Annotated in this window: 28 protein-coding genes; 15 read left to right on the top strand and 13 right to left on the bottom strand. The window is 70.2% G+C overall.

The window, feature by feature from the left end:
• Positions 1–83: 83 nt before the first annotated feature.
• Entirely contained in the window at positions 84–2,027 is a 1,944-nt protein-coding gene (locus tag NDI79_RS03430) for a DEAD/DEAH box helicase (RefSeq protein WP_310927042.1), read from the top strand.
• 35 nt (positions 2,028–2,062) lie between these two features.
• Here NDI79_RS03430 and NDI79_RS03435 read toward each other — a convergent pair whose 3' ends face one another.
• On the bottom strand, positions 2,063–2,704 hold the full coding sequence (locus NDI79_RS03435) for a DUF2238 domain-containing protein (protein WP_310927043.1): 642 nt from the start codon (positions 2,702–2,704) through the stop codon (positions 2,063–2,065).
• 309 nt (positions 2,705–3,013) lie between these two features.
• On the opposite strand from NDI79_RS03435, the gene NDI79_RS03440 reads away from it, so the two are divergent.
• From NDI79_RS03440 to NDI79_RS03450, 3 genes are all read left to right on the top strand, one after another.
• Positions 3,014–3,427, top strand: a complete 414-nt coding sequence (locus NDI79_RS03440; RefSeq protein ID WP_310927044.1) for a transcriptional regulator — start codon at positions 3,014–3,016, stop codon at positions 3,425–3,427.
• Positions 3,428–3,606: 179 nt separating this feature from the next.
• Complete coding sequence (locus NDI79_RS03445; protein WP_310927045.1) at positions 3,607–4,074, top strand: HalOD1 output domain-containing protein; 468 nt, start codon at positions 3,607–3,609, stop codon at positions 4,072–4,074.
• Between the two features lie 92 nt (positions 4,075–4,166).
• Positions 4,167–4,733, top strand: coding sequence for a DoxX family protein (locus NDI79_RS03450; RefSeq protein ID WP_310927046.1), 567 nt, complete (start codon positions 4,167–4,169; stop codon positions 4,731–4,733).
• 73 nt (positions 4,734–4,806) lie between these two features.
• Here NDI79_RS03450 and NDI79_RS03455 read toward each other — a convergent pair whose 3' ends face one another.
• The 4 genes from NDI79_RS03455 to NDI79_RS03470 all read right to left on the bottom strand — a co-directional run bounded on the left by NDI79_RS03455 (position 4,807) and on the right by NDI79_RS03470 (position 7,650).
• Positions 4,807–5,100 (bottom strand): DUF7521 family protein, encoded by a 294-nt coding sequence (locus NDI79_RS03455; RefSeq protein ID WP_310927047.1) that lies wholly within the window; start codon positions 5,098–5,100, stop codon positions 4,807–4,809.
• Positions 5,097–5,474 (bottom strand): helix-turn-helix domain-containing protein, encoded by a 378-nt coding sequence (locus tag NDI79_RS03460; RefSeq protein ID WP_310927048.1) that lies wholly within the window; start codon positions 5,472–5,474, stop codon positions 5,097–5,099. Before NDI79_RS03460 ends, NDI79_RS03455 begins: the two co-directional genes overlap by 4 nt.
• 168 nt (positions 5,475–5,642) lie before the next feature.
• Complete coding sequence (locus NDI79_RS03465; RefSeq protein ID WP_310927049.1) at positions 5,643–6,194, bottom strand: YbhB/YbcL family Raf kinase inhibitor-like protein; 552 nt, start codon at positions 6,192–6,194, stop codon at positions 5,643–5,645.
• Positions 6,195–6,330: 136 nt separating this feature from the next.
• Positions 6,331–7,650 carry an oxidoreductase gene (locus NDI79_RS03470; protein WP_310927050.1) on the bottom strand — a complete coding sequence of 440 codons (1,320 nt, stop codon included), beginning with the start codon at positions 7,648–7,650 and terminating at the stop codon, positions 6,331–6,333.
• Between the two features lie 123 nt (positions 7,651–7,773).
• Between NDI79_RS03470 and NDI79_RS03475 the strand changes: the two genes are divergently transcribed.
• A complete protein-coding gene (locus NDI79_RS03475; RefSeq protein ID WP_310927051.1) occupies positions 7,774–8,805 on the top strand; it encodes a succinylglutamate desuccinylase/aspartoacylase family protein in 1,032 nt (343 codons plus the stop codon).
• 80 nt (positions 8,806–8,885) lie between these two features.
• Here NDI79_RS03475 and NDI79_RS03480 read toward each other — a convergent pair whose 3' ends face one another.
• Genes NDI79_RS03480 through NDI79_RS03490 form a run of 3 tightly spaced genes read right to left on the bottom strand, consistent with a single transcriptional unit; the run spans position 8,886 to position 11,131 of the window.
• On the bottom strand, positions 8,886–10,271 hold the full coding sequence (locus NDI79_RS03480; protein ID WP_310927052.1) for an acyl-CoA thioester hydrolase/BAAT C-terminal domain-containing protein: 1,386 nt from the start codon (positions 10,269–10,271) through the stop codon (positions 8,886–8,888).
• 47 nt (positions 10,272–10,318) lie between these two features.
• On the bottom strand, positions 10,319–10,534 hold the full coding sequence (locus NDI79_RS03485; RefSeq protein ID WP_310927053.1) for a DUF8145 family protein: 216 nt from the start codon (positions 10,532–10,534) through the stop codon (positions 10,319–10,321).
• Between the two features lie 60 nt (positions 10,535–10,594).
• Complete coding sequence (locus tag NDI79_RS03490) at positions 10,595–11,131, bottom strand: macro domain-containing protein (protein WP_310927054.1); 537 nt, start codon at positions 11,129–11,131, stop codon at positions 10,595–10,597.
• A 133-nt stretch (positions 11,132–11,264) separates the two neighbouring features.
• On the opposite strand from NDI79_RS03490, the gene NDI79_RS03495 reads away from it, so the two are divergent.
• Positions 11,265–12,002, top strand: a complete 738-nt coding sequence (locus tag NDI79_RS03495) for a YqjF family protein (protein ID WP_310927055.1) — start codon at positions 11,265–11,267, stop codon at positions 12,000–12,002.
• 111 nt (positions 12,003–12,113) lie between these two features.
• On the opposite strand, the gene NDI79_RS03500 is transcribed toward NDI79_RS03495, so the two are convergent.
• Complete coding sequence (locus tag NDI79_RS03500; protein ID WP_310927056.1) at positions 12,114–12,704, bottom strand: hypothetical protein; 591 nt, start codon at positions 12,702–12,704, stop codon at positions 12,114–12,116.
• 162 nt (positions 12,705–12,866) lie between these two features.
• Here NDI79_RS03500 and NDI79_RS03505 point away from each other — a divergent pair, with 162 nt between their 5' ends.
• The 5 genes from NDI79_RS03505 (at position 12,867) to NDI79_RS03525 (ending at position 16,627) form a co-directional block, all read left to right on the top strand.
• Complete coding sequence (locus NDI79_RS03505) at positions 12,867–13,325, top strand: CopD family protein (RefSeq protein ID WP_310927057.1); 459 nt, start codon at positions 12,867–12,869, stop codon at positions 13,323–13,325.
• Between the two features lie 97 nt (positions 13,326–13,422).
• Positions 13,423–13,545: a hypothetical protein gene (locus tag NDI79_RS03510; protein WP_310927058.1), complete on the top strand. Its 123-nt coding sequence runs from the start codon at positions 13,423–13,425 to the stop codon at positions 13,543–13,545.
• Positions 13,542–14,333, top strand: a complete 792-nt coding sequence (locus NDI79_RS03515) for a DUF7260 family protein (RefSeq protein ID WP_310927059.1) — start codon at positions 13,542–13,544, stop codon at positions 14,331–14,333. The genes NDI79_RS03510 and NDI79_RS03515 overlap by 4 nt, the downstream gene beginning before the upstream one ends.
• Before the next feature lie 159 nt (positions 14,334–14,492).
• Complete coding sequence (locus NDI79_RS03520) at positions 14,493–14,960, top strand: PH domain-containing protein (protein ID WP_310927060.1); 468 nt, start codon at positions 14,493–14,495, stop codon at positions 14,958–14,960.
• Positions 14,960–16,627, top strand: coding sequence for a PH domain-containing protein (locus NDI79_RS03525; RefSeq protein WP_310927061.1), 1,668 nt, complete (start codon positions 14,960–14,962; stop codon positions 16,625–16,627). Before NDI79_RS03520 ends, NDI79_RS03525 begins: the two co-directional genes overlap by 1 nt.
• Positions 16,628–16,634: 7 nt before the next feature.
• Here NDI79_RS03525 and NDI79_RS03530 read toward each other — a convergent pair whose 3' ends face one another.
• Complete coding sequence (locus tag NDI79_RS03530; RefSeq protein ID WP_310927062.1) at positions 16,635–16,994, bottom strand: VOC family protein; 360 nt, start codon at positions 16,992–16,994, stop codon at positions 16,635–16,637.
• A 78-nt stretch (positions 16,995–17,072) separates the two neighbouring features.
• Here NDI79_RS03530 and NDI79_RS03535 point away from each other — a divergent pair, with 78 nt between their 5' ends.
• Positions 17,073–17,765, top strand: a complete 693-nt coding sequence (locus NDI79_RS03535) for a carbonic anhydrase (protein ID WP_310927063.1) — start codon at positions 17,073–17,075, stop codon at positions 17,763–17,765.
• Positions 17,766–17,780: 15 nt separating this feature from the next.
• Here the strand turns inward: NDI79_RS03535 and NDI79_RS03540 are convergent, their stop codons facing one another.
• Positions 17,781–18,452, bottom strand: a complete 672-nt coding sequence (locus tag NDI79_RS03540; protein WP_310927064.1) for a bifunctional 4-hydroxy-2-oxoglutarate aldolase/2-dehydro-3-deoxy-phosphogluconate aldolase — start codon at positions 18,450–18,452, stop codon at positions 17,781–17,783.
• A 162-nt stretch (positions 18,453–18,614) separates the two neighbouring features.
• Here NDI79_RS03540 and NDI79_RS03545 point away from each other — a divergent pair, with 162 nt between their 5' ends.
• Positions 18,615–19,700 (top strand): S1C family serine protease, encoded by a 1,086-nt coding sequence (locus NDI79_RS03545; RefSeq protein ID WP_310927065.1) that lies wholly within the window; start codon positions 18,615–18,617, stop codon positions 19,698–19,700.
• Between the two features lie 182 nt (positions 19,701–19,882).
• A complete protein-coding gene (locus NDI79_RS03550) occupies positions 19,883–21,844 on the top strand; it encodes a 3-hydroxyacyl-CoA dehydrogenase/enoyl-CoA hydratase family protein (RefSeq protein WP_310927066.1) in 1,962 nt (653 codons plus the stop codon).
• 27 nt (positions 21,845–21,871) lie between these two features.
• On the opposite strand, the gene NDI79_RS03555 is transcribed toward NDI79_RS03550, so the two are convergent.
• Positions 21,872–22,627 (bottom strand): ABC transporter permease, encoded by a 756-nt coding sequence (locus NDI79_RS03555; protein ID WP_310927067.1) that lies wholly within the window; start codon positions 22,625–22,627, stop codon positions 21,872–21,874.
• Positions 22,624–23,601 (bottom strand): ABC transporter ATP-binding protein, encoded by a 978-nt coding sequence (locus tag NDI79_RS03560; protein ID WP_310927068.1) that lies wholly within the window; start codon positions 23,599–23,601, stop codon positions 22,624–22,626. Before NDI79_RS03560 ends, NDI79_RS03555 begins: the two co-directional genes overlap by 4 nt.
• 128 nt (positions 23,602–23,729) lie before the next feature.
• Here NDI79_RS03560 and NDI79_RS03565 point away from each other — a divergent pair, with 128 nt between their 5' ends.
• Positions 23,730–25,145, top strand: a complete 1,416-nt coding sequence (locus NDI79_RS03565; protein WP_310927069.1) for a PQQ-dependent sugar dehydrogenase — start codon at positions 23,730–23,732, stop codon at positions 25,143–25,145.
• The last annotated feature ends 12 nt before the right edge of the window (positions 25,146–25,157 follow it).

Consider the following 25,157-nt stretch of genomic DNA (forward strand, 5'->3'; position numbering starts at 1 on the left):
GGCGGTCGCCCGGTTCGAGAGCGCGGGCGAATCCGCCGAACGGGCGCGAGTTTTTATACGAACACGGACCCAGAAGCGTACGAATGCACGTCCGGGACCTGCCGCTCCCCGGCCCGGTACAGGAGCACTACGAGTCCGAGGGTATCGAGGAGTTGTACCCCCCGCAGGCCGCCGCCGTCGAGGCCGGCGTGACCGAGGGCGAACGCCTCGTCGCCGCCATCCCCACCGCCTCGGGGAAGACCTTCATCGCGGAACTCGCCATGCTCACGGCCGGCGGACCCGCCCTGTACATCGTTCCGCTCCGCGCCCTCGCGCGCGAGAAGTACGAGACGTTCTCCGACCTGCCCGGCGTGAGCGTGGGCATCTCGACGGGAGACTTCGACGCGACCGACGAGGACCTCGTGAATAACGACGTCGTCGTCGCCACCGCCGAGAAGGTGGACTCGGCCATCCGCACGGGCGCCTCGTGGGTCGAGTCGCTCGCCTGCGTCGTCGTCGACGAGGTGCACCTCCTCGGCTCGGACGGCCGCGGCCCGACGCTCGAAGTGACGCTGGCGACGCTTCAGCGGCGCGCACCGGGCGTCCAAATCGTCGCGCTCTCGGCGACGGTCGACAACCCGGAGGACATCGCCGACTGGCTAGATGCCGACCTCGTGGAGACGACGTGGCGGCCCGTCTCGCTCCGCACCGGCGTCTACGCCGACGGCGACGTGGCGTTCGACGACGACTCGACGCTCGCCGTCGACGTCGAACCGCCGGGACCGGACGGGGACGGCGCGACGGAGGCGACGGCGGCCCTCGTCGCCGACGCCGTCGAGAACGGCGGGCAGTGTCTCGCGTTCGTCCGCTCCCGCCGCGAGGCCGAGTCGCTGGCGCGCCGACTGGCGATGGAACCGCTGGCTGACTGCCCGGACCTCGCCGACGCCGTCTCGGAACTCGGGCGGACCGAGACGGGGACGCGCCTCGCGGACGCCGTCGAGTCGGGCGTCGCGTTCCACCACGCGGGCGTCCGGAGCGGCCACCGCGCCCTCGTCGAGAACGCGTTCCGCGAGAAGGAACTGAAGGTCATCTGCGCGACGCCGACGCTCGCGGCGGGCGTGAACGTCCCCGCGCGCCGCGTCGTCGTCCGCGACCTGAAGCGCTACACCGGCGAGGAGATGGCGTGGCTCCCCGTCCTCGAAGTCCACCAGATGTGCGGCCGGGCGGGCCGCCCGCACCTCGACCCGTACGGCGAGGCCGTCCTCCTCGCGGAGGGCGACGACGACGCCGCGGTCGAGGAACTGTGGGACCGCTACGTCACCGCCGGCCCCGAGGCCGTCGAGTCGAAACTCGCCGCGCGCGACGCCCTGCGGACGCACGTGCTGAGCGTCGTCGCCTCGGGGTTCGCCGACTCGCAGGCGAGCGTCCTCGACCTCCTCGACGCGACGTTCTTCGCCCACCAGTCGCCGGATGTGGACCTCTCGCGCCTCGTCGCGAGCGTCGTCGACGACTTGGTCGAGATGGGGATGCTGACCGCGGGCGGGGGCGGGAAAGGTGATTCGGCTGGCGCGCTGGCGGCGACGGAACTCGGCGGCGTCGTCTCCCGGCAGTACGTCACCCCGGAGACGGGCGCGCGACTGGTCGAGGGGGTGCGGGCGGCGGCGGGGATGGACCCCGAGAACGTCACCGCGCTGACGGCCCTCGAAATCGTCTGCGACACGCCCGACATGCACGGGACGTACCTCGGCAACCGGGAGCGCGCGGCGATGTACCGCTTCGCCAGCGGCCACGCCGCGGAGTTCACGACGGCGATGAACGACACCGACGACTTCGAGGAGTGGCTCTGCGCGGTGAAACTCGCGCGCATCGTCCGCGAGTGGACCGAGGGGGAGTCCGTCGAGACCATCGTGGAGAACTACCGCATCGGGCCGGGCGACTTGGAGGCGCGCCTCGAACGCGTCGAGTGGTTGCTCGGCGCCGCGGACGCCGTCGCCGCCGTCGTGGACGCGGACCTGCCGGTGTTCCGCGAGGTGCGCGAGCGACTCTGAGGCGACTGGACGCGAGAACGCCGCAGTGCGAGCCGCTACTTCGACGGTTCGGCGCCCGACGCGGCGTCGTCGGCGTCCGCGTTCGTGGCGGCGTTGGCGCTCTTCGCGTTCGTCCCCCTCGACCCGACGAGGCTCCGATAGCCGGCGACGGCGGCGGCGACGACGACGGCGCCGGAGGTGTTCACCGCGAGGTCTATCAGCGTGTCCTCGACGTAGAAGCCGGCCGACCAGCCGTACCAGAAGTCCTTGAACACGAACTCGTACACCTCGAATCCGGCGCCGATGGCGAAGACGGACGGAATCAGCCACAGCGGAGACCGGACCGCCGCCGCGGTCCGGCGGTGGGTCAGCGCCAGGAGGACGGCGACGCCGAACCCGCCCATCGCGTGCGTGAGGAGGTCCCACCACGGCACCGCCGTGTAGACGCCGTACCGGAGGCCGCCGAAGTGGAGCGCCGAGACGAGGACGGCCCACAGCGCCATCCCCACCCACGCGACGGTCACCCGGTCGCCGCGCGGAAGGTCGACCCGGAGTCGGTGGAGGAGCGTTCGGGGCCACGAGCGAACGTCGCCGGGGAATCCCGGCGTCGCGGCGGCGACGACGACGGCGAGGGCCGCGAGGAGCAGCGACCCGACGCCGACGACGAGTCGCGGGGAGGAGTGAGGCAGCGGGGACATCTCACTGAGACTGAATCTCACATCGGATAAATTTCTTGTGTGTCTCGGTCGCCGACATCCCGGCTTCGGAGAAATTCGCGATCCGCCTCCCGTCGCGCGAATCCCAGAGAATTTGTGCGTAATCGCCGATACGGGGGTATGGCTCACGAACTGGACGACGTCGACCGAGGGATTCTCTACCTCCTCCAAGTGGACGCCAGACACACGACGTCGTAGGACATCGCCGCCAAGGTCGGCGTCTCCGCGAGCACCGTTCGCAACCGCATCGAACGCCTCGAAGACGACGGCGTGCTACGGGGGTATCAGCCCGTGATCGACTACGAGGAGGCGAACTTACCGTTCCACGTCATGTTCGTCATCACCGCGCCCCCGTCCGAACGGGAACGGATCGTCGACCGCCTCATGGACGTCCGAGGCATCATCGACGTCCGCGAGATGCTCACCGGTCGGCGGAACATCCACGCCGAGGTGGTCGGAGAGTCCACGACAGACATCGTCCGCATCACCGACGCCATCCACGAGATGGGCGTCGAGGTCGAAAGCTCGGAGATCATAAAGCGGCGACGGAGCCAACCGTTCAACCACTTCTACTTCTCGGACCCGTTCGACGGCGAGGAGAGCGAGGACGAGAACGAGGGCGGGGAACACGAGGAGCACGGAAGCGAGCGAGAGAGCCGAGAGGACGCCGGCGCGCGCGAGAGCGACGAGGAGGAACAGTCGTGACAGAAATAATTTCTAATCCGACTGCTCTGCTAATTTCGCAGTAATCCCCGTCATCACTGCTAGTATCGTTTGTCAAGTCTGTTTTTACGTGACTGAAGAACCGAATTATTGCGAATCTGTTTAAATGTTTCTGGTATGTCAAGAAACGTATTTGCGTGGCCCCACGTTTTTTTTTAAAGATGCGAGACACTGAGCCGACAGACGCGGCTGTCGACTACAACTCCGAGACGGGGACGTATCGGGGGTACTTCGACCCGGACTCCGAACCGGTGAGCGACGCCGTCGTCAGGGTGTTGTCGAGGATTTCCGAGCGCGAACCGGAGGACCTGCGACCGGTAGACGACATCGTCGACCCGATAGTGTTGGACGCGTTGGTCCGCGAGCGACGGGGGGAGTTCCAGTTTCGGTTCGAACACGAGGGGTACGCCGTCCTCGTGACGAGCGGGGGCGAACTCCTCGTCTGGTCGGGCACCGTCCCGCTCGGAGGGGAGATACTGACCGACGCCCAGTTCCGAAGCGCCCTCGATCAGATCGTCCGCGAGGCCGAGGAGAACGGTATCGGCGTCGAGGGAGGGTGGGAGACGTCGGCGGCGGACGAGGGCTCGGTGTGGGACGTCGAGATTCTGGAAGTCAGGCGGTCGGACTGACCGTCGCGCCGGGTCTGGTTCTTCGGGGGTGGGAATCGGCGTCTGCTTATATACTGTCGCCTGTCGCTTGTCCAACCGTAAGGTGAACTAAGATGGCAGCGACGACACAGACGGGGACGACCAACACGTTCGAGAGCACGGTGGCGGGTGTGACCGTCAGGGGGCGGGCCCATCCGCTCAGCGCGTGGTTCGTCCTCGCGCTTCGCCTCATGATGGGTATCGCCTTCGCCTACTCGGGTATCGCGAAGATTATCGACGGCTTCGACGCGACGGGTTACCTCGCGAACGCGACGGTGGCCAACGGGTCGCCCGCGGCGGGTCTGTTCGTCGCCATGGCCGGCAACGAGGCGTTCATGGCGTTCGTGAACGTCGCCGTCCCGTGGGGCGAACTCGCCATCGGACTGGCACTCATCGTCGGCCTCCTGACCCGCTTCGCGGCGTTCTGGGGCGCGGTGATGATGTTCCTGTTCTACCTCGGCAACTGGGAGGTCGGACACGGCCTCATCAACGGCGACTTCGCCTACATGCTGGTGTTCCTCGCCGTCGCCGCCTTCGGCGCGGGTCGCATCCTCGGCCTCGACGCCCTCGTCGAGCGCTACGATGTGGACGGACGGCCCCTCACCGAGAAGTACCCCGTCCTCGACTACGTTCTGGGGTGAACTCCTAAAACGCGAGCGTTCTCTTCTCTCCGGTCGCGCGTCCCGAGGGTCGCGGAACCGGAGTCCGTCTCCGTCACTCGACGTACAGCGAGTAGGTGATGATGGCGAACCCGACGAGGGTGATGACCGAGTCGACGAGCAGGCCGACGACGAGGTCCGTCTGGAGGAGCACGTCGAGGACGCCCGCGACGATGGCGCCGAACGTGACGACGCCGAAGCCGATGGCGAGCGCCCGCAGCGACGGCTCGCCGGTCCGGCGGTACGCCTTGAAACTGAAGTAGGTGATGAGCCCGCCGAGAACGAGGATACCCGTCTGGACGACGATGACCGCCGTGGCCAGCAGGGGCGCGTCGGAGAAGTGGGTCACTTCGTCTCCCTCCTGACGGCCGACCAGATGTCGGCGAGCTGCTGGTCGGGGGACTGGTCGGGTTGGACCACCTCGACGTCGAGCTTCCGGTCCTCGGTGAGTTCGATGCGCACCTCGTCGAACGTCACCTCGTACGTCGTCGTGTGGTGGCCGTCGGCGCGCACCTCCGTCCCTTCGGTCAGCAAGTCGGCCTCGGTGAGGAGGTCCAACTTGCGGTACGTCGTCGAGAGCGGTATCTCGCACTCGTCGGATAGTTCGCTTGCCGTCATAGGTTCTGCTAGTGCTCTGATGATGGCTCGGGCGTCCGCGTCGTCTAAGGCGTCGAGGACGGAGAGGAGTTCCCCCGACTCCTCGGCGGACCGGTCGCGTGCCATTGGCCGCACTCGTCCGCGCGAGACAATAATCCTCGCGGATACCGCCCCCGGTTCGCGCGCCGAACCCCGGCGCGGCGCGTCGACTCGACGACCGGGTCGCGGGCATCCGACAGACGCCGAGTCGGCCCGCGGCGAAGCCGAGGCCGGGGGTGGGGTCGTTCCCCCGCCTCACTCCGCGCGGCGGTACGTGGCCGTCAGCGTCGTCCGCTCGAGGAGTGCGTCGTCTATCGCGCGCGAGACCTTCTCGTGTCTGGCGCCGGGGTGCAGGTCGAGCGTGCGGTCCAGCGCGTACGCGGTGATTCGGTACTCGTGCGGGTCGTCGCCCCGCGACGGACACGCGGCGAAGTATCCGAGCGTGCCGCCGTCGTTTCGTCCCTGCCGCGCCCCGCCGAGGGCGATTTCCTCTTTGGGCACTCCGGCCGGAATCTCTGTCGTGTCGGCGGGGACGTTCCACAGGAGCCAGTGGACGAACGGCTTCTGTCCGGGCGCGTCGGGGTCGTCGACGACGAGGGCGAGCGATTTCGTCCCCTCGGGGACGCCCGCGACGGAGAGCGGCGGCGACTCGCCGGCCCCGTCGCAGGTGTGTCGGGCCGGCAGCGTCTCGCCGCGCTCGAACGCCGGGGAGGCGACCGTCAGCCCCGCGACGTTCGACAGTTGGCGCTCGCTTCCCCCATCGGTGACGACTTCGCGTCCCCCCTCAGGGACGGTCCTACGGTCCATACCGGCGACACGTCTCCCAACACGAAAGTGTTTGCCACCGGATAGTTGTCAACCGTCCGTTCTCTCCGCCCGTTCGATACGTCCGCCGTCCGGGACGGAATCGGTGTCCGGAGGTCGACACGCGGGTCGACGGAAGCTATCGCTCCTCGGACGGTTCGTACGCGCCGGCCCGTCGCAACGCCCCCGCCTCGCGGAGGACGCGGGGCGTCCGACAGACGCCGGGGGCGCCCGTCGCCTGCGGGACGGCGCAGTTGTTGCAGTTCTCGCAGACCGCCTCCGCGTCCCCCTCGCCGTCCGCACCGTCCGCGCCGAGCAGTCGGGCCGGCAGTCGCGGTTCGGCGTAGAAGGGGCGGCCCATCCCGACGGCGTCGCAGGCGCCGCCGAGCAGTCGGTCCGTCTCCGCCCGGCCGCGGATTCCCCCCTCGCAGAGCACCGGCACGTCGACGGCGCGGCGGACGCGGCGGCACAGGTCGGCGTTCCACGCCGGTTCGAAGTCGTACGCCTTCGATTCGAGCCAGTTGCCGAACGCGACGAGGCGGGCGCGGAGTCGCCCGCCGAACGCCGCCTCGTAGCCCGCGCGGTACCGGTCGTCGGACCACGCGCGCGCCGGATACTCCCCCCTGACGACGCTGGCGTCCCAGAACACCGAGGCGGTCACCGGGACGACGGCGTCGTAGCCGTAGTCGGCGAGGCGGGCGCAGATTCCGACGGCGTCGTCGGCCGAGAGGCGCCTGCGGACGACGGGCGGGGCGGCCGTCTCGGCGGGTACCTTCGTCATCAGGGGCACGTCGCCCGCGCGCGAGCGAACCTCGTCGTGGACGAGTTCGAGGAACCGGACGCCGTCGGCGAACTCGTCTCTCCTGCGATTGTAGAACGGCGAGAGGAACTGCTGGAGGATGCCCATGTTCGCCCCCGCGAGGTGAATCACGTCGTACCCGGCGTCGACGCACCGCCGCGCCGCGCGCCCGAAATCCGCGGCCAGTTCGTACGCGTCGTCGGTGGAGAGGACGCGCGCGTCGTACTCCAGAAACCCCGTCGCGGCCATCGCGCGGAGGAGGCGCGGCGGTTCGGAGACGGCGAGTTGTCCGAGGTCCGGGTTGCGCTCTCGAAACCCGGCGTGCCACGTCTCCATGCTCCGCAGGCCGCCGTGTTCGAGTTGGACCGCTATCCTCGCGCCGTGGTCGTGTATCGCGTCGGTGAGCCTCGACAACCCCGCGACGAACCCGTCGTCGTGGACGCGGGTCATCCCCGGCGCGGCGCACCCGCCCTCTCCGCGGACGATAGTCGCCCCCTGACAGATCAGCCCCGCCCCCGCCGCGGCCGCGGGTTCCAACTCGGCGACGAGTCGACTCACGGCGTCGGGACCGTTCCCCGCGCACTCCAACAGCGGTGCGCGGTAGAGACGGTTCGGAACCGTCACGTCGCCGATTCTGAGGGGGTCGTCGAGCCGAGTCATACTTGCGTCTCGGCGGCGGCGACCAAAGAGACGGCGGACGGGGCGGTCGGACGAGACGACGCGCCGCGTCGAACCGGTCGGATAGCGTGAAGATTCAAGCCCCGGCGCGACGACGACGCTCCAATGAGCGACCCGAAGCCGTTCCGGTACGACACCGAGGTGCCGCCGGGCGAGAAGCGCCACCTCCGGTACGAGATAAGCGAGACGTACCTCGGCGACCCCGTCGAGGTGCCGGTGACGGTCGTCAACGGCGAACGCGGCGGGCCGACGGTGTTCATGACCGCCGCCCTCCACGGCGACGAACTGAACGGCGTGAAAGTGCTGCAGGAGGTGGCCGCGCGCTACGACCCCGCGACGCTCCACGGCACTCTCGTCTGCATCCACGTCGCCAACGTGCCCGGCTACCTCGCCCAGCAGCGCTACCTCCCCATCTACGACCTCGACCTCAACCGCTCGTTCCCGGGGCGGAACTCCGCGAACACGGCCGAGCGGATGGCCAACCAGATATACGAGCGGTTCATCAAGCCGTGCGACGTCGGCGTCGACTTCCACACGTCGACGCGCAACCGGACGACGATGTACCACGTCCGCGCGGACGTGGCGAAACCCGAGGTGAACCGCCTCGCGCGGTCGTTCGGGTCGAACCTCATCCTCTCGGGGGAGGCGGACCCGGGGTCGCTGCGGACCGTGGCGACGCGCGACGGCATCCCGACTATCACCGTCGAGATGGGTCGGGCGCACCGCTTCCAACTTCCGCTCGTCGAACGGGCCTTGGAGGGCGTCGAGAGCGTCCTCGCCGAGTACGGACTGCTCCCCGGCCGACCGGTCGCGTGGCCGGGGTGGACTCGAATCGTCGAGAACGCCTCGGACAAGGCGTGGCTTCGGGCCGACACGGGCGGACTCGTGGAGATGCAGTACGGCGAGGTGCCCCTCGTCTACGAGGGCGACACCATCTGCACCGTCTCGGACCACTTCAAGAAGCGCGAGAGTCGCGTCGCGGCCCCCTTCACGGGCCTCGTCATCGGCGTCCTCCAGAATCCGGTGGCCGCGCCGGGCCACCCGCTGTGTCACCTCGTGAGCGTCGACGAGGGGACGCTCGCGGAGATAGAGCGGGAGATAGCGGCCGGGGAGTTCTCCGAACGACCGTGGTCCTGAGACTCGTTTCGTCGAGTGGAATCGAGCGCGGCGTTCGGAGCGAACGACCGTGGTCCTGAGGCTCGCTCCGTCGAGTCGACTTACGCCGAGAGCGACCGGCGGAGGAACGCCAGCGTCTCCGACCACGCCGACGCCGAGGCGCGCGCGTTCGCCGCCGGCGTCCCGCCGTAGGCGTTGTAGCGGTCCCGCGAGATACCGGGCGTCGGCAGGTACGGGAGACGGAGGTAGTGGCCGGCGCCCTCGTGTCGGTCGTGTCGATACTCGTGCGCGTAGTCCGCGGCGTCGAGGCGCTCTCTCGCCCGTTCGCAGAACGCCGTCGACGGCCACCGACGGTCGTCCGTCGCCGAGACCAGATACACCGGCGCGTCCGCCTCCTCGACGGCGATAGCGGCCGCGTCCAGTTCGGCATCGGTCGCCCCCGCCAGCGCGGGTTCGTAGTACGGGAGGGCGGGCGTCGGCGGGGGTCCGGGGTCCGCCTCGGCGAGTTCGAGGTACGGGACCGGGTCGCCGCCGACGGACCACGCCGAGGTGCCCGCGGGCGCGCGGCCGTGACCTAGCCCCTCCCAAACCAGTCCGCTCGGCACCCACCCGACGACGGCGCCGACGGCGTCGCTCCGACTCGCCGCGAGGAGCGCCAGCGACCCGCCGCGGGAGAACCCGAACAGGCCGACCGTCGGTCCGGCCACCCGGTCGCGTTCGAGGAGCCACGATATCGCCCGTTCGACGTACTCCACCGGCACCTCCGCCAGCGTGTCCGGTATCGGGTCGGGGGCGCCGAAATACTGCAGCGTCAGCGTCGCGATGCCGCGCGAGGCCAGCAGTCGGCCCGTCGCGAGGTGCGGCCGGCCGCCGGCGCCGTGGAGGTGGACGACGGCCGGGACGGAGTCGTCGCCCGGCGGCACGAAGAACCGCCCGACGAGGCCGACGCCGAGGGAGTGGGACTCGATTTCGGGCTCGAACAGCAGGCGCGTCGTCGTCGCCTCCGCGAGCGTCTCCCCGCCGCGTTCGACGGCGAGCGTCACGTCGTACGCCCCTTCCGGCGGTGTGAACCGCGCGCCGGGCGGGAGCGGACCGTCGGGCGCGTCCGCCGGCCGCATCGACCAGAAGGGACCCATCGCGTCCGCGCGGTCGTAAGTGCCACCGAGGGGCGTCCGCTCCGGAACCGCGAGGACCCCGTCCTCGTCGGCCTCGAACGCCGCGCGCGAGACCCACTCCGCGCCGTCGCGGGACCGGGCGGTCGCGCGGAGCGTCACCGGCGCACCGGGTTCGAGGTTCTCGGCGACGACGCGGACCGGTTCGTCCGTCAGCGCCGCGGAAGGGACGGAGAGGGCGGGGACGGAGAGGGCGGGGTCGGAGTCGGGGCCGGGGTCGGGTCCACCCGCGGCGCATCCCGAGAGCGAGGCGAGGCCGAGGCTCCCGACCGCTCGGAGGCAGGCGCGCCTGTCGAAGGCGGGACCGACGACCATCCCCTCTCAGTTGACGACCGCCTCACAAAAGCGTGGCTCGGGATGCGTCACTCCCCGTTCCCGCCGTCCGCCACTTGTCCGTGCGTGTGGTGGTAGAACCGGACGTGCGGTCGCCCGTCGACGGCGACGGGGTCGAAACATATCCGTCGGTAGGCGTCGTTGTCGAGGAGGTTCACCATCAGTCCGGCGTCGTGCTCTGAGACGGAGTCGTAGGCGACGCCGCAGACGGGGCACGTCGGCGGCGCGTCGTCCGGAACGCGCATCGGCGGATGGAGGGGCCGGAGGCGCAAAAACGGTTCAGTCGCGGTCGTCGATTCGCGCCGTCAGTCCCCCGCCGCGGCGCCGCCCGCCCCCGCCCCGCTGACCTCGCGGGCGACGCGTTCGACCGTCTCGTACTCCGACTCGTCGTAGGCGACGAACCGCACGTCGTCGAGCGACGACGGCTCGTAGGCGTGGATGACCTCGCAGATGATGCGCGCCCCCTCTTCGAGGTCGAACCCGGCGACGCCGCACCCGAGCGCCGGGATGACGAGCGACTCGCAGCCGAGTTCGTCGGCGCGCTTCAAGGCGTTCCGCGTCGCGTCGCGGATGCTGTCGACCGTCGCCCGCCCGTCGCCGTAGTGCGGCATCGCGGCGGCGTGGACGACCCACCGAGCGTCGAGTTCGAAGGCCTCCGTGACGGCCACCGCGCCGAGGTCGATGGGTCCCTGGGACGTCGCCGCGGCGTCGAGACCCCGCCCGGCCCGCCGCTTCAACGCGCCCGCGACTCCCGAACCCATCTGTAGGCTCGTGCCGGCGGCGTTGACGAGGGCGTCGGCGGACCGCTGTGCGATGTCTCCTTGGACGACGCGAAACTCCATACCGACGGTTTGCGAGCGACACTCAAGTCCGCTGTGGCCGACGGGCGGGTCGGCGCTCGGAGGGAACAGTCGAGAGACGGTCGACGGGGAGGGGCGGAACGCGCAAGTGCGCGCGGTCCTCAGCCCCGGACAGATGGTCGCAGGAGACTCCGCGTTCCCGCCCTCGCTCCCGCTCCCGAACCTGGACGGACTGCTGCGGATGCGCTGGCGCGACGCCCTGTTCGCCCACTGGCCCGTCGCCCCCGAGACGGTCGCGGCCCGCCTCCCGAACGGACTGGATGTCGCCACCTTCGACGGACGGGCGTGGCTGGGCGTCGTCGCCTTCGCCATGGAGGACATCCGACCCAAAGGGGCGCCGTTCGGCCTCTCCTTTCCCGAACTGAACCTCCGGACGTACGTCCGGCGGCCGGGGGAGGACGGCCACGCGGTGTACTTCTTCAACCTCGACGCGGACGATTGGCTCGGCGTCCCCGTCGCCCGCCGCCTCTACGCGCTCCCGTACTACCGCGCCGACATGCGCGTCCGGCGCCGAGGGGAAGAAATCGAGTTCGCCAGCCACCGCACGCATCGGGGGGCGCCGGCCGCGCACTTCGACGCGACGTACCGACCGACCGGCGAGGCGTTCGCGGCCGAACCGGGGACGCTCGAACACTTCCTGACCGAGAACTACCGCTTCTACGCGTCCGGCCGGACGCTCGTCTACGGCGACATCGCGCACGACCCGTGGCCGCTCCGCGAGGCCGACGCCGAGTTCCGGACGAACACGCTGTTCGCCGCCAACGGCTTCGAGCGACCCGACGCGGACCCCCTCCTGCACCACTCGTCGGGCGCGGACGTCACCGCCGGGAGAGTCCACCTCGCGCGCGACTGAGGCCGGGCGCTCCTCGCGCGACCGGTCGAAAGAAGGAAGAACGCGGTCGGTCCGCGTTTCGCGTTCGTCTTCGCCTCCGCGTCGCCGTGCCCGAACTGCGCCGGCGCGGCGTCAGTCCTGTCCCGTCTCGACGTCTATCTCCTCGAACGTCACCTCGACCGTCTCGCCGTAGCGGTCGCCGTTCTGCTCGTCGTGGCGGTGGAACTCCGGCGGTTCGACGGTCACGTGCATGTCGTACGTTCCGCCCTCGGGCACCTCGACGTTGGAACCGTAGTGGTAGACGCCGGGGTGCCAGAGGAAGTCGAGTTCGAAGGGGCCGTACTCCTCGCCGTCACCAGACTGCGTCTGGTTGCCCGCCGAACTCTGTTCGGCGACGTCGCGTTCGAGCGTCGCGGACACGTCGCAGTAGGGGACGAACCGCTTGTCGCCGCGGTCGGCGACGACGACTTCGAGGTGGCAGTTCTCGTCGTCGGGTTCGTCGAGTTCGAACTCCCCTTCGCCCGCGAGCGTGTACATCGGTTCGGCTTCTTCCTGCGCGTAGCCGAGAATGTAGTCGCCCGCCTCGGTCGTGCCGCCGTCGTTGGCGACGGTGTTGGCCATGTAGGAGACCGACGTCTGGTAGGCTTCGCCCTCCGTGCGAGACTGCTGAATCTGGTTCAGGTCGACTTCGTCGCTCGGCTGCTTTTCGGGGTTGTCAGGCACGCTTCACGTTTGTGCGCGACTCACGTAGTACCTAACGGCCGTCTGCGCATCACAGAGCCGCTGAGCGTGCCGTTCGTGCGGCACTCCGTGTCGTTCTACCACACACCAAACGGGCCGACTCGAATCACCGGCGTTCAAGCGGCGAGAGGCGAACGCGACGACATGGTACTCGACACCGCGATGGTCACGCTGCACGTCCTCACCGGCGCGCTCTGGGTGGGAAGCGTCGTCTTCGTCGCCGGGGCGGTGCTCCCCGCCGCTCTCGACGGGTCGCTGGACGCCGGACCGCTGGAGACGCTGGCCGACAGACTCGTCTACGGGTCCCGCGCCGCGTCGGTGGTGATGTTCCTCACCGGCGGCCACCTCGCCGGGACGCGCTACACCTTCGAACTGCTCGCTGGGTCCGGCCGCGGCCACCTCGTCCTCGCCATGCTCGTCCTCTGGGTGGCGCTCGCCGCCCTCGTGGAGATAGGTCGGAGCCGACTCGTCGCCGGACTCCGGGAGAAGCGCGTCCGGACGCCCGTCCGGGAGAGCATCACCGTCTTCCGCGCGGCGGCCGTCGTCGGGGTGCTCCTCCTCGTCGACGGCGGCCTCCTCGCCGCCGGATTCGTCCCCTACTAATTTCGCCTCGCAACTACGTAGACTCCATAGACGTATGTGACGAATATATATTACGTCCGGTAGTTTCATCTGCCGAGCGGTCGGACCGACAGACGAGATGCGAGGAGACGACTCCAGCGACGCTGACGCCCCGTTGACCATCGAACTCGGCGCGGACGGCGGAATCGTCATCCGTCGAACCACCGCGCTGGGAACGTTCTCGCGGGCCGTCGAGCGATGAGTCGGTCGGACGGCGATGGGACGCCGTTCGTCGACGCGCACCTCGGCGACGCCGCCTCGATAGTCCGACGCGAGCGGCGGCGCTGCACGGACGAACGGACGGCGTTCCGGGCGTTCCGCTCGGCCGTCGCGGACGTTCGACCGACCGCGCCGACGGGGCGCGCGGGCGGTCCGCCGACGGCCGAGGCGCTCTCGCGAACCGGGCAGTCGGCCTCGCTGACCGCCGTCCGGCGGGAGTACCGGCGGACCGTGATGGCGGTTCCGCACTACGAGGCGGAGTACGGCGACGAGTACGCCGACAGCGTCGCCGCCGAGTTCGGGGAGGCCGTCGCCGCCGGTCTGACCGGCGACGGGACGCTGACCCCGCCGCTCCGGGCGGCGGTCGTCGAGGGGGCGACGGCCTCGATGCGCGAACGCGGGGAGTTCGTCTCCCTGCTGGACGCCGAGTCGTCGTCGCTGGCGGCGGCCGGCGCGGCCGTCGACGACGCCGTGGACCGCCTCCGGGCGCTGGACGACCGGCCGCTCTCGGAGCGGTCGTTCGCGGACCTCGCCCGACTCCGCGCGGCCGTCGTCGACGTGCGGGACGGCCTGGACGAGGCGGCCGCGCGCCGGCAGGAGACGATACGGTCGCACGGACGGGGCCTCTCGGACCGGGCGCCGAGCGTCGAGACGTACCTCTACGCCGACCTGCCGGTCGACCACCCCGCGCTGGACGCCCTCGCGAGCGCCCGGTCGCTCGTCGAGACGGCGCTGGTTCGCGTCGACCGGCGGTCGGTGGCGACGCTCTGAGACGACCGGGGGGGCCCGCGGTTCGGCGCCGACGGCCCGCCGGCGTCTCGCCACAGATATTTAGCACGAGCACGGAACGCCACCTAGCATGAGTCCGACAGCCTCCGCCGCGGCGTCGCCTCCGTCCACCGCTCTCCGCTTCGCTCGCCGCCCCCGACGATGAACCGGCTCGACCCGCGCGTACAACTGCTCTGGGTCGCCAGCGCGGCCGTCTCGGCGCTCGTCGTCGGCGGGGTGCTGTTCGCCGTCGTCGCGTTCCTCTCGCCGCCGTTCCTCCCCTCGTGGACGCCGTACGCGGCGGCCGCCCTCGTGTTCCTCCTCGGCGCCGCCACCGCCGTCGCGCGCTACCGCTCGTGGGGGTACGAGGTGCGGGAGGACTCGCTGTACCTCGAACGCGGCGTGTTCACCCGCGTGCGAACCGTCGTCCCGTTCGTCCGCATCCAGCACGTCGACTCCTCGCGCGGGCCGATAGAGCGCGTCGTCGGACTGGCGAGCACCGTCGTCTACACCGCCGGGTCGCGCGGCGCCGACGTGTCGGTGCCGGGCCTCACCGCCGACGGCGCCGACGAACTGCGCGAGCGACTGAAGCGCCTCGCAATCCGCTCGGAGGGCGACGACGCGGTCTGATGGCCGCTCGACGCCTCTCACCGCTGTCGGTTCCCTACCGCGTGCTCCAGCGCGGCGGGAGCATCGTCGCCGCCCTCGCATTTATGCTCGCCACGGGCGGGTTCAGCCTCCCGTTCGCCGGCCTCGCCGGTCCCCTCGTCCTCGTCGGACTGGCCAGCCTCGCGGCCGCCGTCTTCGTCGGCTACGAGTACGCCTACTTCCGGCGGTTCGCCTACGAACTCACCGCCGACACCTTCGACATCGAGTCGGGCGTGTTCGCCCGCCGGAACCGCGAGATTCCGCTCAGGAGGATACAGAACGTCGACATCTCCCGAAACGTGGTCCAGCGCGCCGTGGGCATCGCCGCCGTCTCCTTCGAGACGGCCGGCGGCGGCGACACGGAGGCCAGCCTGCGGTTCGTCTCCTTCGAGGAGGCCAAGCGGCTCCAGCGCGAACTGGGGCGGCTGAAACGCGGGGCGTCGGCCGACGCCGACGGCGAGTCGAGCGAACCGGACGCGCGGGTGCTCTTCGAACTCGACCGGCGGGAACTCGCCATCCTCGGGGCGCTCTCGTTCGACTTCCGCGTGCCCGGCGTCCTGTTCGTGTTCTTCTCGGGGGCGCTCACGTTCGTCACCTCCTTCCTCCCCGAGGGGCTGGGTCCGCTCCTCGTCGTCGTCGGCGTGTTCGTCCTCCTCCTCCTCGGGGTGCTGGCGTCGTGGGTGGCCGGCGCCGCCGTCGCGGTGGTGAACTACTACGACTTCCGCCTCGTGCGCTCGGCCGACGAACTCCAGTACCAGCGCGGCCTGCTCCAGCGCTACGACGGGTCCATCCCGTTCGACAAGGTGCAGACGCTGACGATAGCCGACAACCCGCTGAAGCGCTGGGCGGGCTACGCGACGCTGCTGGTCGAGACGGCGGGCTACGCGCCCGGGCAGGGCGACTCCTCGCGCGGGTCCGAGGCGGCCGTCCCCGTCGCCCGGCGCGAGCGCATCGAACGGCTCGTCGAGGACATCGAACCCGTCGGGACGCCCGAGTTCGAGCGGCCGCCGAAGCGGACGCGCCGGCGCTACTTCGGCCGCTACTGCATCGTCATCGGCGCGGCGGCGGCCGCGCTGTACGGCGCGAACGCCGTCTTCGGGCAGTTTCTCGCGTGGTACGCGCCGCTCGCGCTCCTCCCCGTCGCCGCCGTCGCGGCGCACTACAAGTGGAAGCATCGGGGGTACTGGCTCGGCGAGAACCACGTCGTCACCCGGAACGGCGTGCTGAAGCGCGAGACGAAGGTGGTGCCGTACTACCGCATCCAGACGGTCATCGACACCCGAACGATATTCCAGCGCCGACTCGGACTGGCCTCCGTCACCGTCGACACGGCGGGGTCGCTCTCCATCGGCGGGCAGGACGCCGCGGCCGTCGACATCGACGCCGAGGACGCCGACGCCCTCCGCGGCGAACTGGAGTCGCGGCTCCGAATCGCCGTCGCCGCCCACCGGCGGGGCCGCGTCGGCATGGGCGTCGAGGACGAGGTGGACGTGGCGGAGTCGGTCGAATCCGCCGAGGGCGGTTCGGGGGAGGGGTCGATGGAAGACGGAGACGACGCGGACCCGTTCGTCTGGGGGGAGACGCGGGACGACGCGACGGAGGACGCGCGGCGCGGAGACGACGGGCCGCCGGACGACGCCGGACGCTGACCCGACTTCAGAGCGGGTCGGACACCCCGTGTCGGAATGTCTGGAACTCGACGGTCCGACCGTCGGGGTCCTCGGCGAAGAACTGGTAGATGTCGTACGTCTCGTTCTCGTGCGGGTCCTCCCGCGCCGCGTCGCCGACGCGTTCGCGCATCTCGTCCACCTCGTCCTCGGTGTCGTAGACGAACGTGACGATGCCCTCCGTCTCCGTCTCTTCGGCGTCGCAGAACCCGAAGAGCAGGTTCCCGTGGCGGAGAATCGAACACCCGGGCTGTTCGAGCCACACCGTCGCGTCGACGCGGTCGGTGTAGAACTCGGTCGTCGCCGCTCGGTTCGCCGTCCGGAAGAAGACGATGCCTCCCGCGGTCATGCGCTCTCCTCGCGGCCGTCTGAGAAAGAACTGTCGCGGTCCGGCCGATTGATACCCCGGAGGGACGTGTCGACTGGCATGGACGCACTGGAGAAGATACTCGACGGCAACGACGAACACGTGGCAGACCTCGCAGCGGACCACTTCGAGGGCGTGCGCGACGGACAGGACCCGTCCGTCGTCTCGGTTTCGTGCTCCGACTCCCGCGTCCCCGCGGACGCCGTCTGGAGCGCGAACGTCGACGGCGACCTGTTCACGAGCGTCAACGTCGGCAACCAGGCGTGGGCCGAGGTGGACGGCGAACTCGTCGTCAACGACGCCGTCGGCTACGCCGTCTCGGCGCTGGACGTCGAACTGATAGCCGTGCTCGGCCACACCGGGTGCGGAGCCGTCACGGCCGCCTACGAGGCCGTGACGGGCGACGGAGCGGGGAAGTCGCTCCCGCCCGCGGCCGAGGCGGCCGTCGGTCGACTGAGACCTATCGTCGAGTCCGCGCGCGAGGACGGCGTCTTCGACGGCGAGACGCCGGACGGCGAGGCGGTGAATCGACTCGTCGAGTGCGCGGTACAGACGCAGGTGGAGTTCCTCGTCCAGAACGACGCGGTGCCGGAGGACGTGGCCGTCGCCGGCCTCGTCTACGACTTCCAGCGGGCGTACGGCGACGACGACGGCGCGGCGTACCTCGTCTCACTGGACGGCGAGACTGATTCGGAGGCGCTCCGCGACTCGGTGTCGGAGACGCACCGCGAGAAGGTGGGTTCGATTCGCTGAGGGCGGGAGACGGGGTTACTGGGACCCGGCGGACTCGCGCGCGTCCTCGATGACGTTCGTGAACTCCCGGGCCGTCTCGGTGATGGACTCGAAGTCGCCCGCCTCGATGGCGTCGGCGTCCATGATGGCGCTGCCCGCGCCGACGACGACGGCGCCCGCCTCGATGTAGTCGGCCACGTTGTCGATGTCGATGCCGCCCGTCGGCATCAGCGGAATCTGCGGCAGCGGACCCTTGAGACTGGAGAGGTGGTCCGGACCCATCACCGACGCCGGGAACACCTTCACCATGTCGGCGCCGGCCTCGTAGGCGTTCACCGCCTCCGTCGGCGTGAGGATGCCGGGCGCGACGAGGGTGCCGTACCGATTACAGGTCTCGACGACCTCTCGGCTGTAGTTCGGCCCGACGACGAACTCCGCGCCGTTCATGACGGCGCTGCGGGCCGTCGCGCCGTCGAGCACCGTCCCCGCGCCGACGATGGCCTCCTCCTCGGTGAACGAGGCCGACACCTCGCGGATGAGGTCCATCGCGTCGGGGTTGTCCGCGGTTATCTCGTAGGCCGTGACGCCGCCGTCGTTGAGCGCCTGCGCCACGTCGATGACGGTGTCCGCGTCGGCGCCGCGCATCACCGCGACGACGCCGCTCTCGGTCAGTCGGTTCATGTCCTCGGTGGAGTCGGAGGCGACCATGTCGTCTCGGAGTCCGCCGCGGCGCCTAATAAACACCCGAGACGGGGCGCGGCGGCGCCGCCCTGTCGCTCGCGTCGGAGTATCTGCCCGGTGACACCACGCGGCACGGTCAAATAGGCACGGCGCTTACCTCGGGTTAGCGACCCGCCCGGGCCGCGCACCATGCACGCAGACGCAGACTTCGAGCAGTTGTACCGCGACGTGATTCCGTCCGTCGTCTCCCTGTACGTCGGGCGCCGCGCCCCCGGCGTCGGCGCCGGGTCGGGGTTCGTCTACGACGAGCACCACGTCGTGACGAACGAACACGTCGTCGGAGCGGTCGAGGAGGTGGAACTCCGCTTCGCCGACGGGTCGTGGGCCGTCGGCGAGGTGGTCGGCACGGACGCCTACACCGACCTGGCCGTCGTCGCCGTCGACGGACTCCCCGAGTCCGCAACACCGCTCCCCATCGCCCCAGAGAACCCCCTGCCGGGCCGGCCCGTCGCCGCCCTCGGCAACCCCCTCGGACTCGACGGGTCCATCACCGCCGGCATCGTCTCCGGCGCGAACCGGTCGATGCCCACCTCCGGCGGGTTCTCCATCCCCGACGTGGTGCAGACGGACGCGCCCATCAACCCGGGGAACTCCGGCGGCCCCCTCGTGGCGGTGTACGTCGACGAAGGGGCGGAGGGAGCGGACCCGACGCAGCGTTACGAGGTGGTGGGCGTCAACCGCGCGAAGCAGGGCGACAACATCGGCTTCGCCGTCTCGCCGACCATCCTCAACCAAATCGTCCCGACGCTCATCGCCGTCGGGCGCTACCCGCACTCGTACCTCCGGGCGCGGATGCTCGACGTGACGCCCGCCGTCGCGGAGGCGAACGGTCTGGACGACCCGCGCGGCGTCCTCGTCGTGGAGGTGGCCGAGGGACCGCGCGACGGCGACGCCCTCCGCGGGTGCCGCGACAGGCGGACCGTCCGCGGGCAACGCATCCCCGTCGGCGGCGACGTCGTCGTCGGCGTCGGCGACGAGGAGGTCCGCTCGCACGAGGAACTGATGCGCTATCTCATCACGGAGACGCACCCCGGCGAACCCGTCGACATCGAGGTGATACGCGACGGCAACCCCGAGACGCTCACCGTCGTCCTCGACGAACGCCCGCCCGTCGAGGGGTCCGACGGCTACCGCGTCCGCCGCCGCGGACGCCGTCGCCGCGGCGAACCCGACGGGGGCGACGGGCGCGGCGGCGTCGACATCCCGGTTCGATAAGCGGGCGTCGTCGTCGTTCGAGAGTCGACTGCGCTCTCTCCCTCGCGCCGGCCCCGACGGAGCGTTACCACCTGACGCCGGCGAGACGTAGCTCCGAACGGCGTTTCACTCCTCGTCTATCGACCTTACATTGTTAATTATTCTCGGTGGAGTTAAGCACGCGCGGGCGGAACCGGCCGACCATGACAGATGTCGACGTGCGACGCGTGACCGTTCTCGGCGCGGGCAACATGGGCCACGGCATCGCGGAGGTAGCCGCCGTCGCCGGTTACGACGTGGTGATGCGCGACGTCGAGGAGGAACTGGTCTCGGAGGGGTACGAGAGCATCGAGTGGAGTCTGGAGAAACTGGCCGAGAAGGGGCGACTCGACGAGTCCGTCGCGGACGTTCTCGCGCGCGTCGACACCGCCGTCGAACTCGAATCCGCCGTCGCCGACGCTGACCTCGTCATCGAGGCGGCGCCCGAGCGGATGGATTTGAAAAAGGAGATATTCGCCGAGCTGGACGAGCACGCACCTGAGAACGCCGTTCTCGCGTCGAACACGTCCAGTCTCTCCATCATGGAAATCGCCTCGGCCACCTCGCGGCCCGAGTCGGTGGTCGGGATGCACTTCTTCAACCCGCCGGTGAAGATGGCGCTGGTGGAGGTCATCTACGGCGCGGAGACGACGGAGGAGACGGCCGAGGCCGCCTACGGGTTCGTCGAGTCCCTCGACAAGACGCCAATCTACGTCCGCAAGGACGTCTCCGGGTTCGTCGTCAACACCGTGCTCGGCCCGTACATCGCCGAACCGGCGTGGATGGTTTCGGAAGGAGAAGCGACGGTCCGGGAGGCCGACGCCGCGATGGTCCACCGGCGCGGCTATCCGATGGGACCGTTCGAACTGTCGGACCTCACCGGCATCGACGTGACCCACCACGTCCGCGAGGAGGCGGGGCGGCCGATTCCGCCGGTGATGGCCGAGAAGGTGGAGAACGGCGACCTCGGCCGGAAGACGGGGCGGGGGCACTACGACTACGAGTCGGGCGCGGGGGCGGACTACACCCCCGACGACGTCGGCGAGTTCGACACACTGCGCGTCGAGGCGCGGATGGCCAACGAGGCGGCGCGACTCATCGGCGACGGCGTGGCGACGCCCGAGGAGGTGGACACCGGCGTCCGCCTCGGCCTCGGCTTCCCGGAGGGAATCTGCCGCCGCGCGGACGATATCGGTCTGGACGCGATTCTGAAGAAACTCGAAACCCTGTCCGAGGAGACGGGCGAGGAGCGGTTCGCCCCCGACGATCACCTCGTCGAACTCGTCGAGTCCGGGAAGACAGGACGCGCGGCGGGCGCGGGGTTCTACGACTACGATTCCGGCGGCGAGGGGCCCGGCGACTACCGGTTTCTGAACTACGACCTCTCGGAGGAAGGCCTGCTCGAAATCGAGTTGGACCGCCCCGAACGCATGAACGCGCTGTCGACGGACCTCTTGGAGGAAATCGACGACCTGCTGTCGTCGGTGGACGTCGATTCGGTCCGGTGCGTCACGTTCGAGGGCGCGGGCGACCGGGCGTTCTCCGCCGGCGCCGACATCGAGGGCTTCGCCGACCGGTCGCCGACCGACGCGATGGACGTGACGCCCGCGTTCGAGACGGTCGAGGAGTTCCCGCGGCCGACGCTCGCGAAGATAGAGGGCTACTGCCTCGGCGGCGGCCTCGAACTCGCACTCGCCTGCGACCTCAGAGTCGCCACCGAGGGCTCGGAGTTCGGCGCTCCCGAGATAAACCTTGGACTCATCCCCGGCGGCGGCGGCACGCAGAAACTGCTCCGGATGCTCGGGGAGACGCGCGCGAAGGAACTCGTCTTCCGGGGGAACCGCATCGGCGCCGACCGCGCCGAGGAGTGGGGCCTCGTCAACCGCGCCGTCCCGTCCGCGGAGTCCGACGACGTGGTCGGCGAGTTCGTCGACGACCTGTTGAACGGTCCGCCTCTCGCGCTCGAAGTCGCGAAGAAGGTGATGAACGAGGGCGCCGACGCGAGCCTCGACGCCGCCCTCGCGATGGAGAGTCAGGGGTTCGGCCTCCTGTTCAGCACCGACGACCTGCGCGAGGGGACCGCCGCGTTCCGCGAGAAGCGCGACCCGGAGTTCACCGGCGAGTGACGGAGTCGAGCGGACGGGGGGCGGCTCTCAGTCCGTCCGCGGGATGGCGTACGCGCCGGCCGCGAAGAACAGCGCCGAGAGGGCGGCGAGGACGGCGAGGTTCGTCCACGGGTCGCCCGTCTCCGTCGTCACCGCGCGGACGCCGCGGGCGAAGTAGGTCAGCGGCGAGAGGTTCAGCGCGGGGCGGAACCACGCGGGCAGTAGGTCGGGCGTCACGAACGTCTCCGAGAGAAAGAGGAGGGGCAGGGCGATGGCGTTCGACGCGGCGATGACGCCGTCCTGCGAGTCGGCGACGCGGCCGATGATAGCTCCGAGGCCGCAGAACAGCGTGACGCCGAGGGCGACGAACAGCACGATGGAGAGCGTCGCGGGTCGGAGGGGGAGCGACACGCCCGTCACGACGACGGTGAGGACGAGCAGCGCCAGCGCCGCCAGTCCGATGACGACGACGTTGACGAGCGTCTGACCGAGCAGCCACTCCGACCGAGAGAGCGGCGTCGTCGCCAGTTTCTCGAAGCGGTTCCCCTCGCGGTGCCGGGCGATGGTCGACCCGACGCGCGACAGCGGCGTGAACAGGACGACGACGGCGAGGTAGCCCGGCACGTAGTAGGCGGGGTCCTCCGCGAACAGGCCGCCGCCGGTCGGTTGCGTCTGCACCAAGGCGCCGAAGATGAGCACGATGATGACCGGGAAGAAGAACGTGAAGAACACCGCCGTGCGCCGCCGCAGGAACGAGTGCCACGAGGCGGTGAACTCCGCGCGGATGCGACCGAGCGAACTCACCGGCCGTCACCTCCGTCCTCGTCTCCGCCCGCGGTTCCGCCGTCGGCCGCCACCGCGTCGGCGACGGTCGATTGCCCCTCGAAGGACTCGCCCGTGAGCGTCAGGTAGACGTCTTCGAGGTCCGGTTGCGTCCACGTCAGCGTGCCGTAGGCGACGCCCGCGTCGTCGAGTTCGCGGACGGCGTCGCCGATGTCGCGCGGGGTCAACCCCTCGAAGACGAGGCGGCCGCCCCGGGCATCGACGCGGAAACCGCTGTCGAAGGACCCCGCCACCGTCTCCGGCGGCGCCTCCGTCTCGACTTCGAGTCGGCTGTCGCCGCCGTGCGCGGCGACGAGTTCGCCGGGCGAGCCGACGGCGACGAGTTCGCCCGCGTTCAGCAGGCCGACCCGGTCGGCGAGGCGTTCGACCTCCGGCATCGAGTGGCTGGTCAGGAACACCGTCGTCCCCCCCGCGGCGAGGCCGTCGAGGAGGTCCCACAGGTCGCGCCGGCCCGCCGGGTCGATGCCCGTCGTCGGTTCGTCGAGGAAGAGCACGTCGGGGTCGTTCACCAAGGCGGCGGCGACGCAGGCGCGTCGCTGCTGTCCGCCCGAGAGGTCCTCGTACCACGTCGTCGCGTCGTCGCCCGTCAGGCCTACGTCCGCGAGCACCGATTCGGGGTCGCGCGACTCGTCGTACAGGCCGGCGTAGTAGGTGACGAGTTCGCGCGCGGTGAGCCGCGAGGCGGGCGAGAACGACTGCGGCAGCAGTCCGACGCGGGAGCGGTCGACGTCCGTCGGCGGCGCGCCGAGGACGGACACGGAGCCGTCGACGGGGGTGGTTCCGGTGAGGGCGCGAACGAGCGTCGTCTTGCCCGCGCCGTTGGGGCCGATGAGTCCGAACACCTCGCCCGCCGCGACCGACAGCGAGACGTCCGAGAGGGCCTCCTTGTCGCCGTAGGATTTCCGAAGGTTCTCGGCGACGAGTACCTCGTCCATGCGACGAGTTCGGCGCGGTCCGCGGGTAAGGATTCGGATTCGGGGACGGGTTTCGAGCCGGCTTCCACTCCTCTCACCGGGGCGACACGACGACAACGCTTATTCTCGGCGCTCCCTGAACTTCGACGATGCCACCCCTGTCCCGCCGCCGCGCGCTCGCGTCCGGCCTGTCGGCCCTCCTCGCCGGCGTCGCCGGCTGTAACTCGGTCCCGACGAACGGGGACGGAAGCGACGACCCGCCGGCGGAACGGACCGGGTCGGACTCGGGCGACGGCGGGGAAGAGAACGGGACGGGAACGAGAGCGGGAACCGACGGCGGACCGAACCTGAACGACGCCCGCGTCGCCGCCGAACCCGTCGCCTCGGGGTTCGTCTCGCCCGTCGACTTCTTCGCGCCGGACGGCACCGACCGCCGGTTCGTCGTCGACCAACCCGGCGTCGTCTACGAGGTGACCGCCGACGGCCGCCGCGACGCGCCGTACCTCGATATCAGGGACAGGGTCGTCGACATCGACGGCTACGACGAACGGGGACTGCTCGGCGTCGCCCCGCACCCCGAGTTCGCGGACGACGGCCGCCTGTACGTCCGGTACAGCGCGCCCCGGCGGGAAGGAACGCCGCAGAGCTACAGCCACACGTTCGTCCTCAGCGAGTTCACCGTCGACCCCGACGCGCGGACCGTCGGCGGGGGACGGGAGCGGACGCTCTTGGAACTGCCCGAACCGCAGTCGAACCACAACGCCGGGTCCGTCGGGTTCGGTCCGGACGGCCTCCTCTACGTCGGCACCGGCGACGGCGGGGGCGGCGGCGACAGGGGAACCGGCCACGTCTCCGACTGGTACGACGCCGTCGAGGGCGGCAACGGGCAGGACGTGACCGAGAATCTCTTGGGGAGCATCCTCCGAATCGACGTGGATTCGGAGGGGGAGAGCCGGCCGTACGGGATTCCCGACGACAACCCCCTCGTCGGACGCGAGGGGAGAGACGAGCAGTACGCGTGGGGTTTTCGCAACCCGTGGCGGTTCTCCTTCGATATTCGGAGTTCGGACGACTGGGACCTCTACGTCGCCGACGTGGGACAGAGCGCGTACGAGGAGGTGAGCGTCGTCGAACGGGGCGGCAACTACGGGTGGAACGTCCGCGAGGGGACGCACTGCTACGGCACGGACGAGTGTCCGACGACGACGCCCGACGGCGACCCTCTCGTCGACCCGGTGATAGAGTACCCGCACTCGGGCGACGGCCCGACCGGAATCTCGGTCATCGGCGGCTACGTCGTCCGCGACGAGGCCCTCGCCGGGACGGACCTCGCGGGCGCGTACCTGTTCGCGGACTGGCAGTCGAACGGCCGCCTGTTCGCGGCGGACCCCGACTCGGAGTCGACGCCGTGGCCGATAGCCGAAGTGCCGATAACCGGCGACGACGCGCCGGGGTCGTTCGTCACCGCCTTCGGCCGGGAGGGCGAGGACCTGTTCGTGCTGTCGACGGGCGCGCGCGGACTGAACGACCGGATGGGCCGGTTGCATCGGCTGGTCGCCCCCTGATTTCGCTCTCCG

Source organism: Halogeometricum sp. S3BR5-2 (assembly GCF_031624635.1).
Classification (GTDB): domain Archaea; phylum Halobacteriota; class Halobacteria; order Halobacteriales; family Haloferacaceae; genus Halogeometricum; species Halogeometricum luteum.

Bases quoted from the DNA above. Each gene is read 5' to 3' on its own strand.
- NDI79_RS03550 (WP_310927066.1), top strand. From the start codon at position 19,883: ATGACAGATGTCGACGTGCGACGCGTGACCGTTCTCGGCGCGGGCAAC.
- NDI79_RS03445 (WP_310927045.1), top strand. From the start codon at position 3,607: ATGCGAGACACTGAGCCGACAGACGCGGCTGTCGACTACAACTCCGAG.
- NDI79_RS03535 (WP_310927063.1), top strand. From the start codon at position 17,073: ATGGACGCACTGGAGAAGATACTCGACGGCAACGACGAACACGTGGCA.
- NDI79_RS03545 (WP_310927065.1), top strand. From the start codon at position 18,615: ATGCACGCAGACGCAGACTTCGAGCAGTTGTACCGCGACGTGATTCCG.
- NDI79_RS03490 (WP_310927054.1), bottom strand. From the start codon at position 11,131: ATGGAGTTTCGCGTCGTCCAAGGAGACATCGCACAGCGGTCCGCCGAC.
- NDI79_RS03475 (WP_310927051.1), top strand. From the start codon at position 7,774: ATGAGCGACCCGAAGCCGTTCCGGTACGACACCGAGGTGCCGCCGGGC.
- NDI79_RS03480 (WP_310927052.1), bottom strand. From the start codon at position 10,271: ATGGTCGTCGGTCCCGCCTTCGACAGGCGCGCCTGCCTCCGAGCGGTC.
- NDI79_RS03505 (WP_310927057.1), top strand. From the start codon at position 12,867: ATGGTACTCGACACCGCGATGGTCACGCTGCACGTCCTCACCGGCGCG.
- NDI79_RS03485 (WP_310927053.1), bottom strand. From the start codon at position 10,534: ATGCGCGTTCCGGACGACGCGCCGCCGACGTGCCCCGTCTGCGGCGTC.
- NDI79_RS03470 (WP_310927050.1), bottom strand. From the start codon at position 7,650: ATGACTCGGCTCGACGACCCCCTCAGAATCGGCGACGTGACGGTTCCG.
- NDI79_RS03495 (WP_310927055.1), top strand. From the start codon at position 11,265: ATGGTCGCAGGAGACTCCGCGTTCCCGCCCTCGCTCCCGCTCCCGAAC.
- NDI79_RS03465 (WP_310927049.1), bottom strand. From the start codon at position 6,194: ATGGACCGTAGGACCGTCCCTGAGGGGGGACGCGAAGTCGTCACCGAT.
- NDI79_RS03435 (WP_310927043.1), bottom strand. From the start codon at position 2,704: ATGTCCCCGCTGCCTCACTCCTCCCCGCGACTCGTCGTCGGCGTCGGG.
- NDI79_RS03430 (WP_310927042.1), top strand. From the start codon at position 84: ATGCACGTCCGGGACCTGCCGCTCCCCGGCCCGGTACAGGAGCACTAC.
- NDI79_RS03510 (WP_310927058.1), top strand. From the start codon at position 13,423: ATGCGAGGAGACGACTCCAGCGACGCTGACGCCCCGTTGACCATCGAA.
- NDI79_RS03565 (WP_310927069.1), top strand. From the start codon at position 23,730: ATGCCACCCCTGTCCCGCCGCCGCGCGCTCGCGTCCGGCCTGTCGGCC.
- NDI79_RS03515 (WP_310927059.1), top strand. From the start codon at position 13,542: ATGAGTCGGTCGGACGGCGATGGGACGCCGTTCGTCGACGCGCACCTC.
- NDI79_RS03525 (WP_310927061.1), top strand. From the start codon at position 14,960: ATGGCCGCTCGACGCCTCTCACCGCTGTCGGTTCCCTACCGCGTGCTC.
- NDI79_RS03520 (WP_310927060.1), top strand. From the start codon at position 14,493: ATGAACCGGCTCGACCCGCGCGTACAACTGCTCTGGGTCGCCAGCGCG.
- NDI79_RS03460 (WP_310927048.1), bottom strand. From the start codon at position 5,474: ATGGCACGCGACCGGTCCGCCGAGGAGTCGGGGGAACTCCTCTCCGTC.
- NDI79_RS03560 (WP_310927068.1), bottom strand. From the start codon at position 23,601: ATGGACGAGGTACTCGTCGCCGAGAACCTTCGGAAATCCTACGGCGAC.
- NDI79_RS03450 (WP_310927046.1), top strand. From the start codon at position 4,167: ATGGCAGCGACGACACAGACGGGGACGACCAACACGTTCGAGAGCACG.
- NDI79_RS03540 (WP_310927064.1), bottom strand. From the start codon at position 18,452: ATGGTCGCCTCCGACTCCACCGAGGACATGAACCGACTGACCGAGAGC.
- NDI79_RS03530 (WP_310927062.1), bottom strand. From the start codon at position 16,994: ATGACCGCGGGAGGCATCGTCTTCTTCCGGACGGCGAACCGAGCGGCG.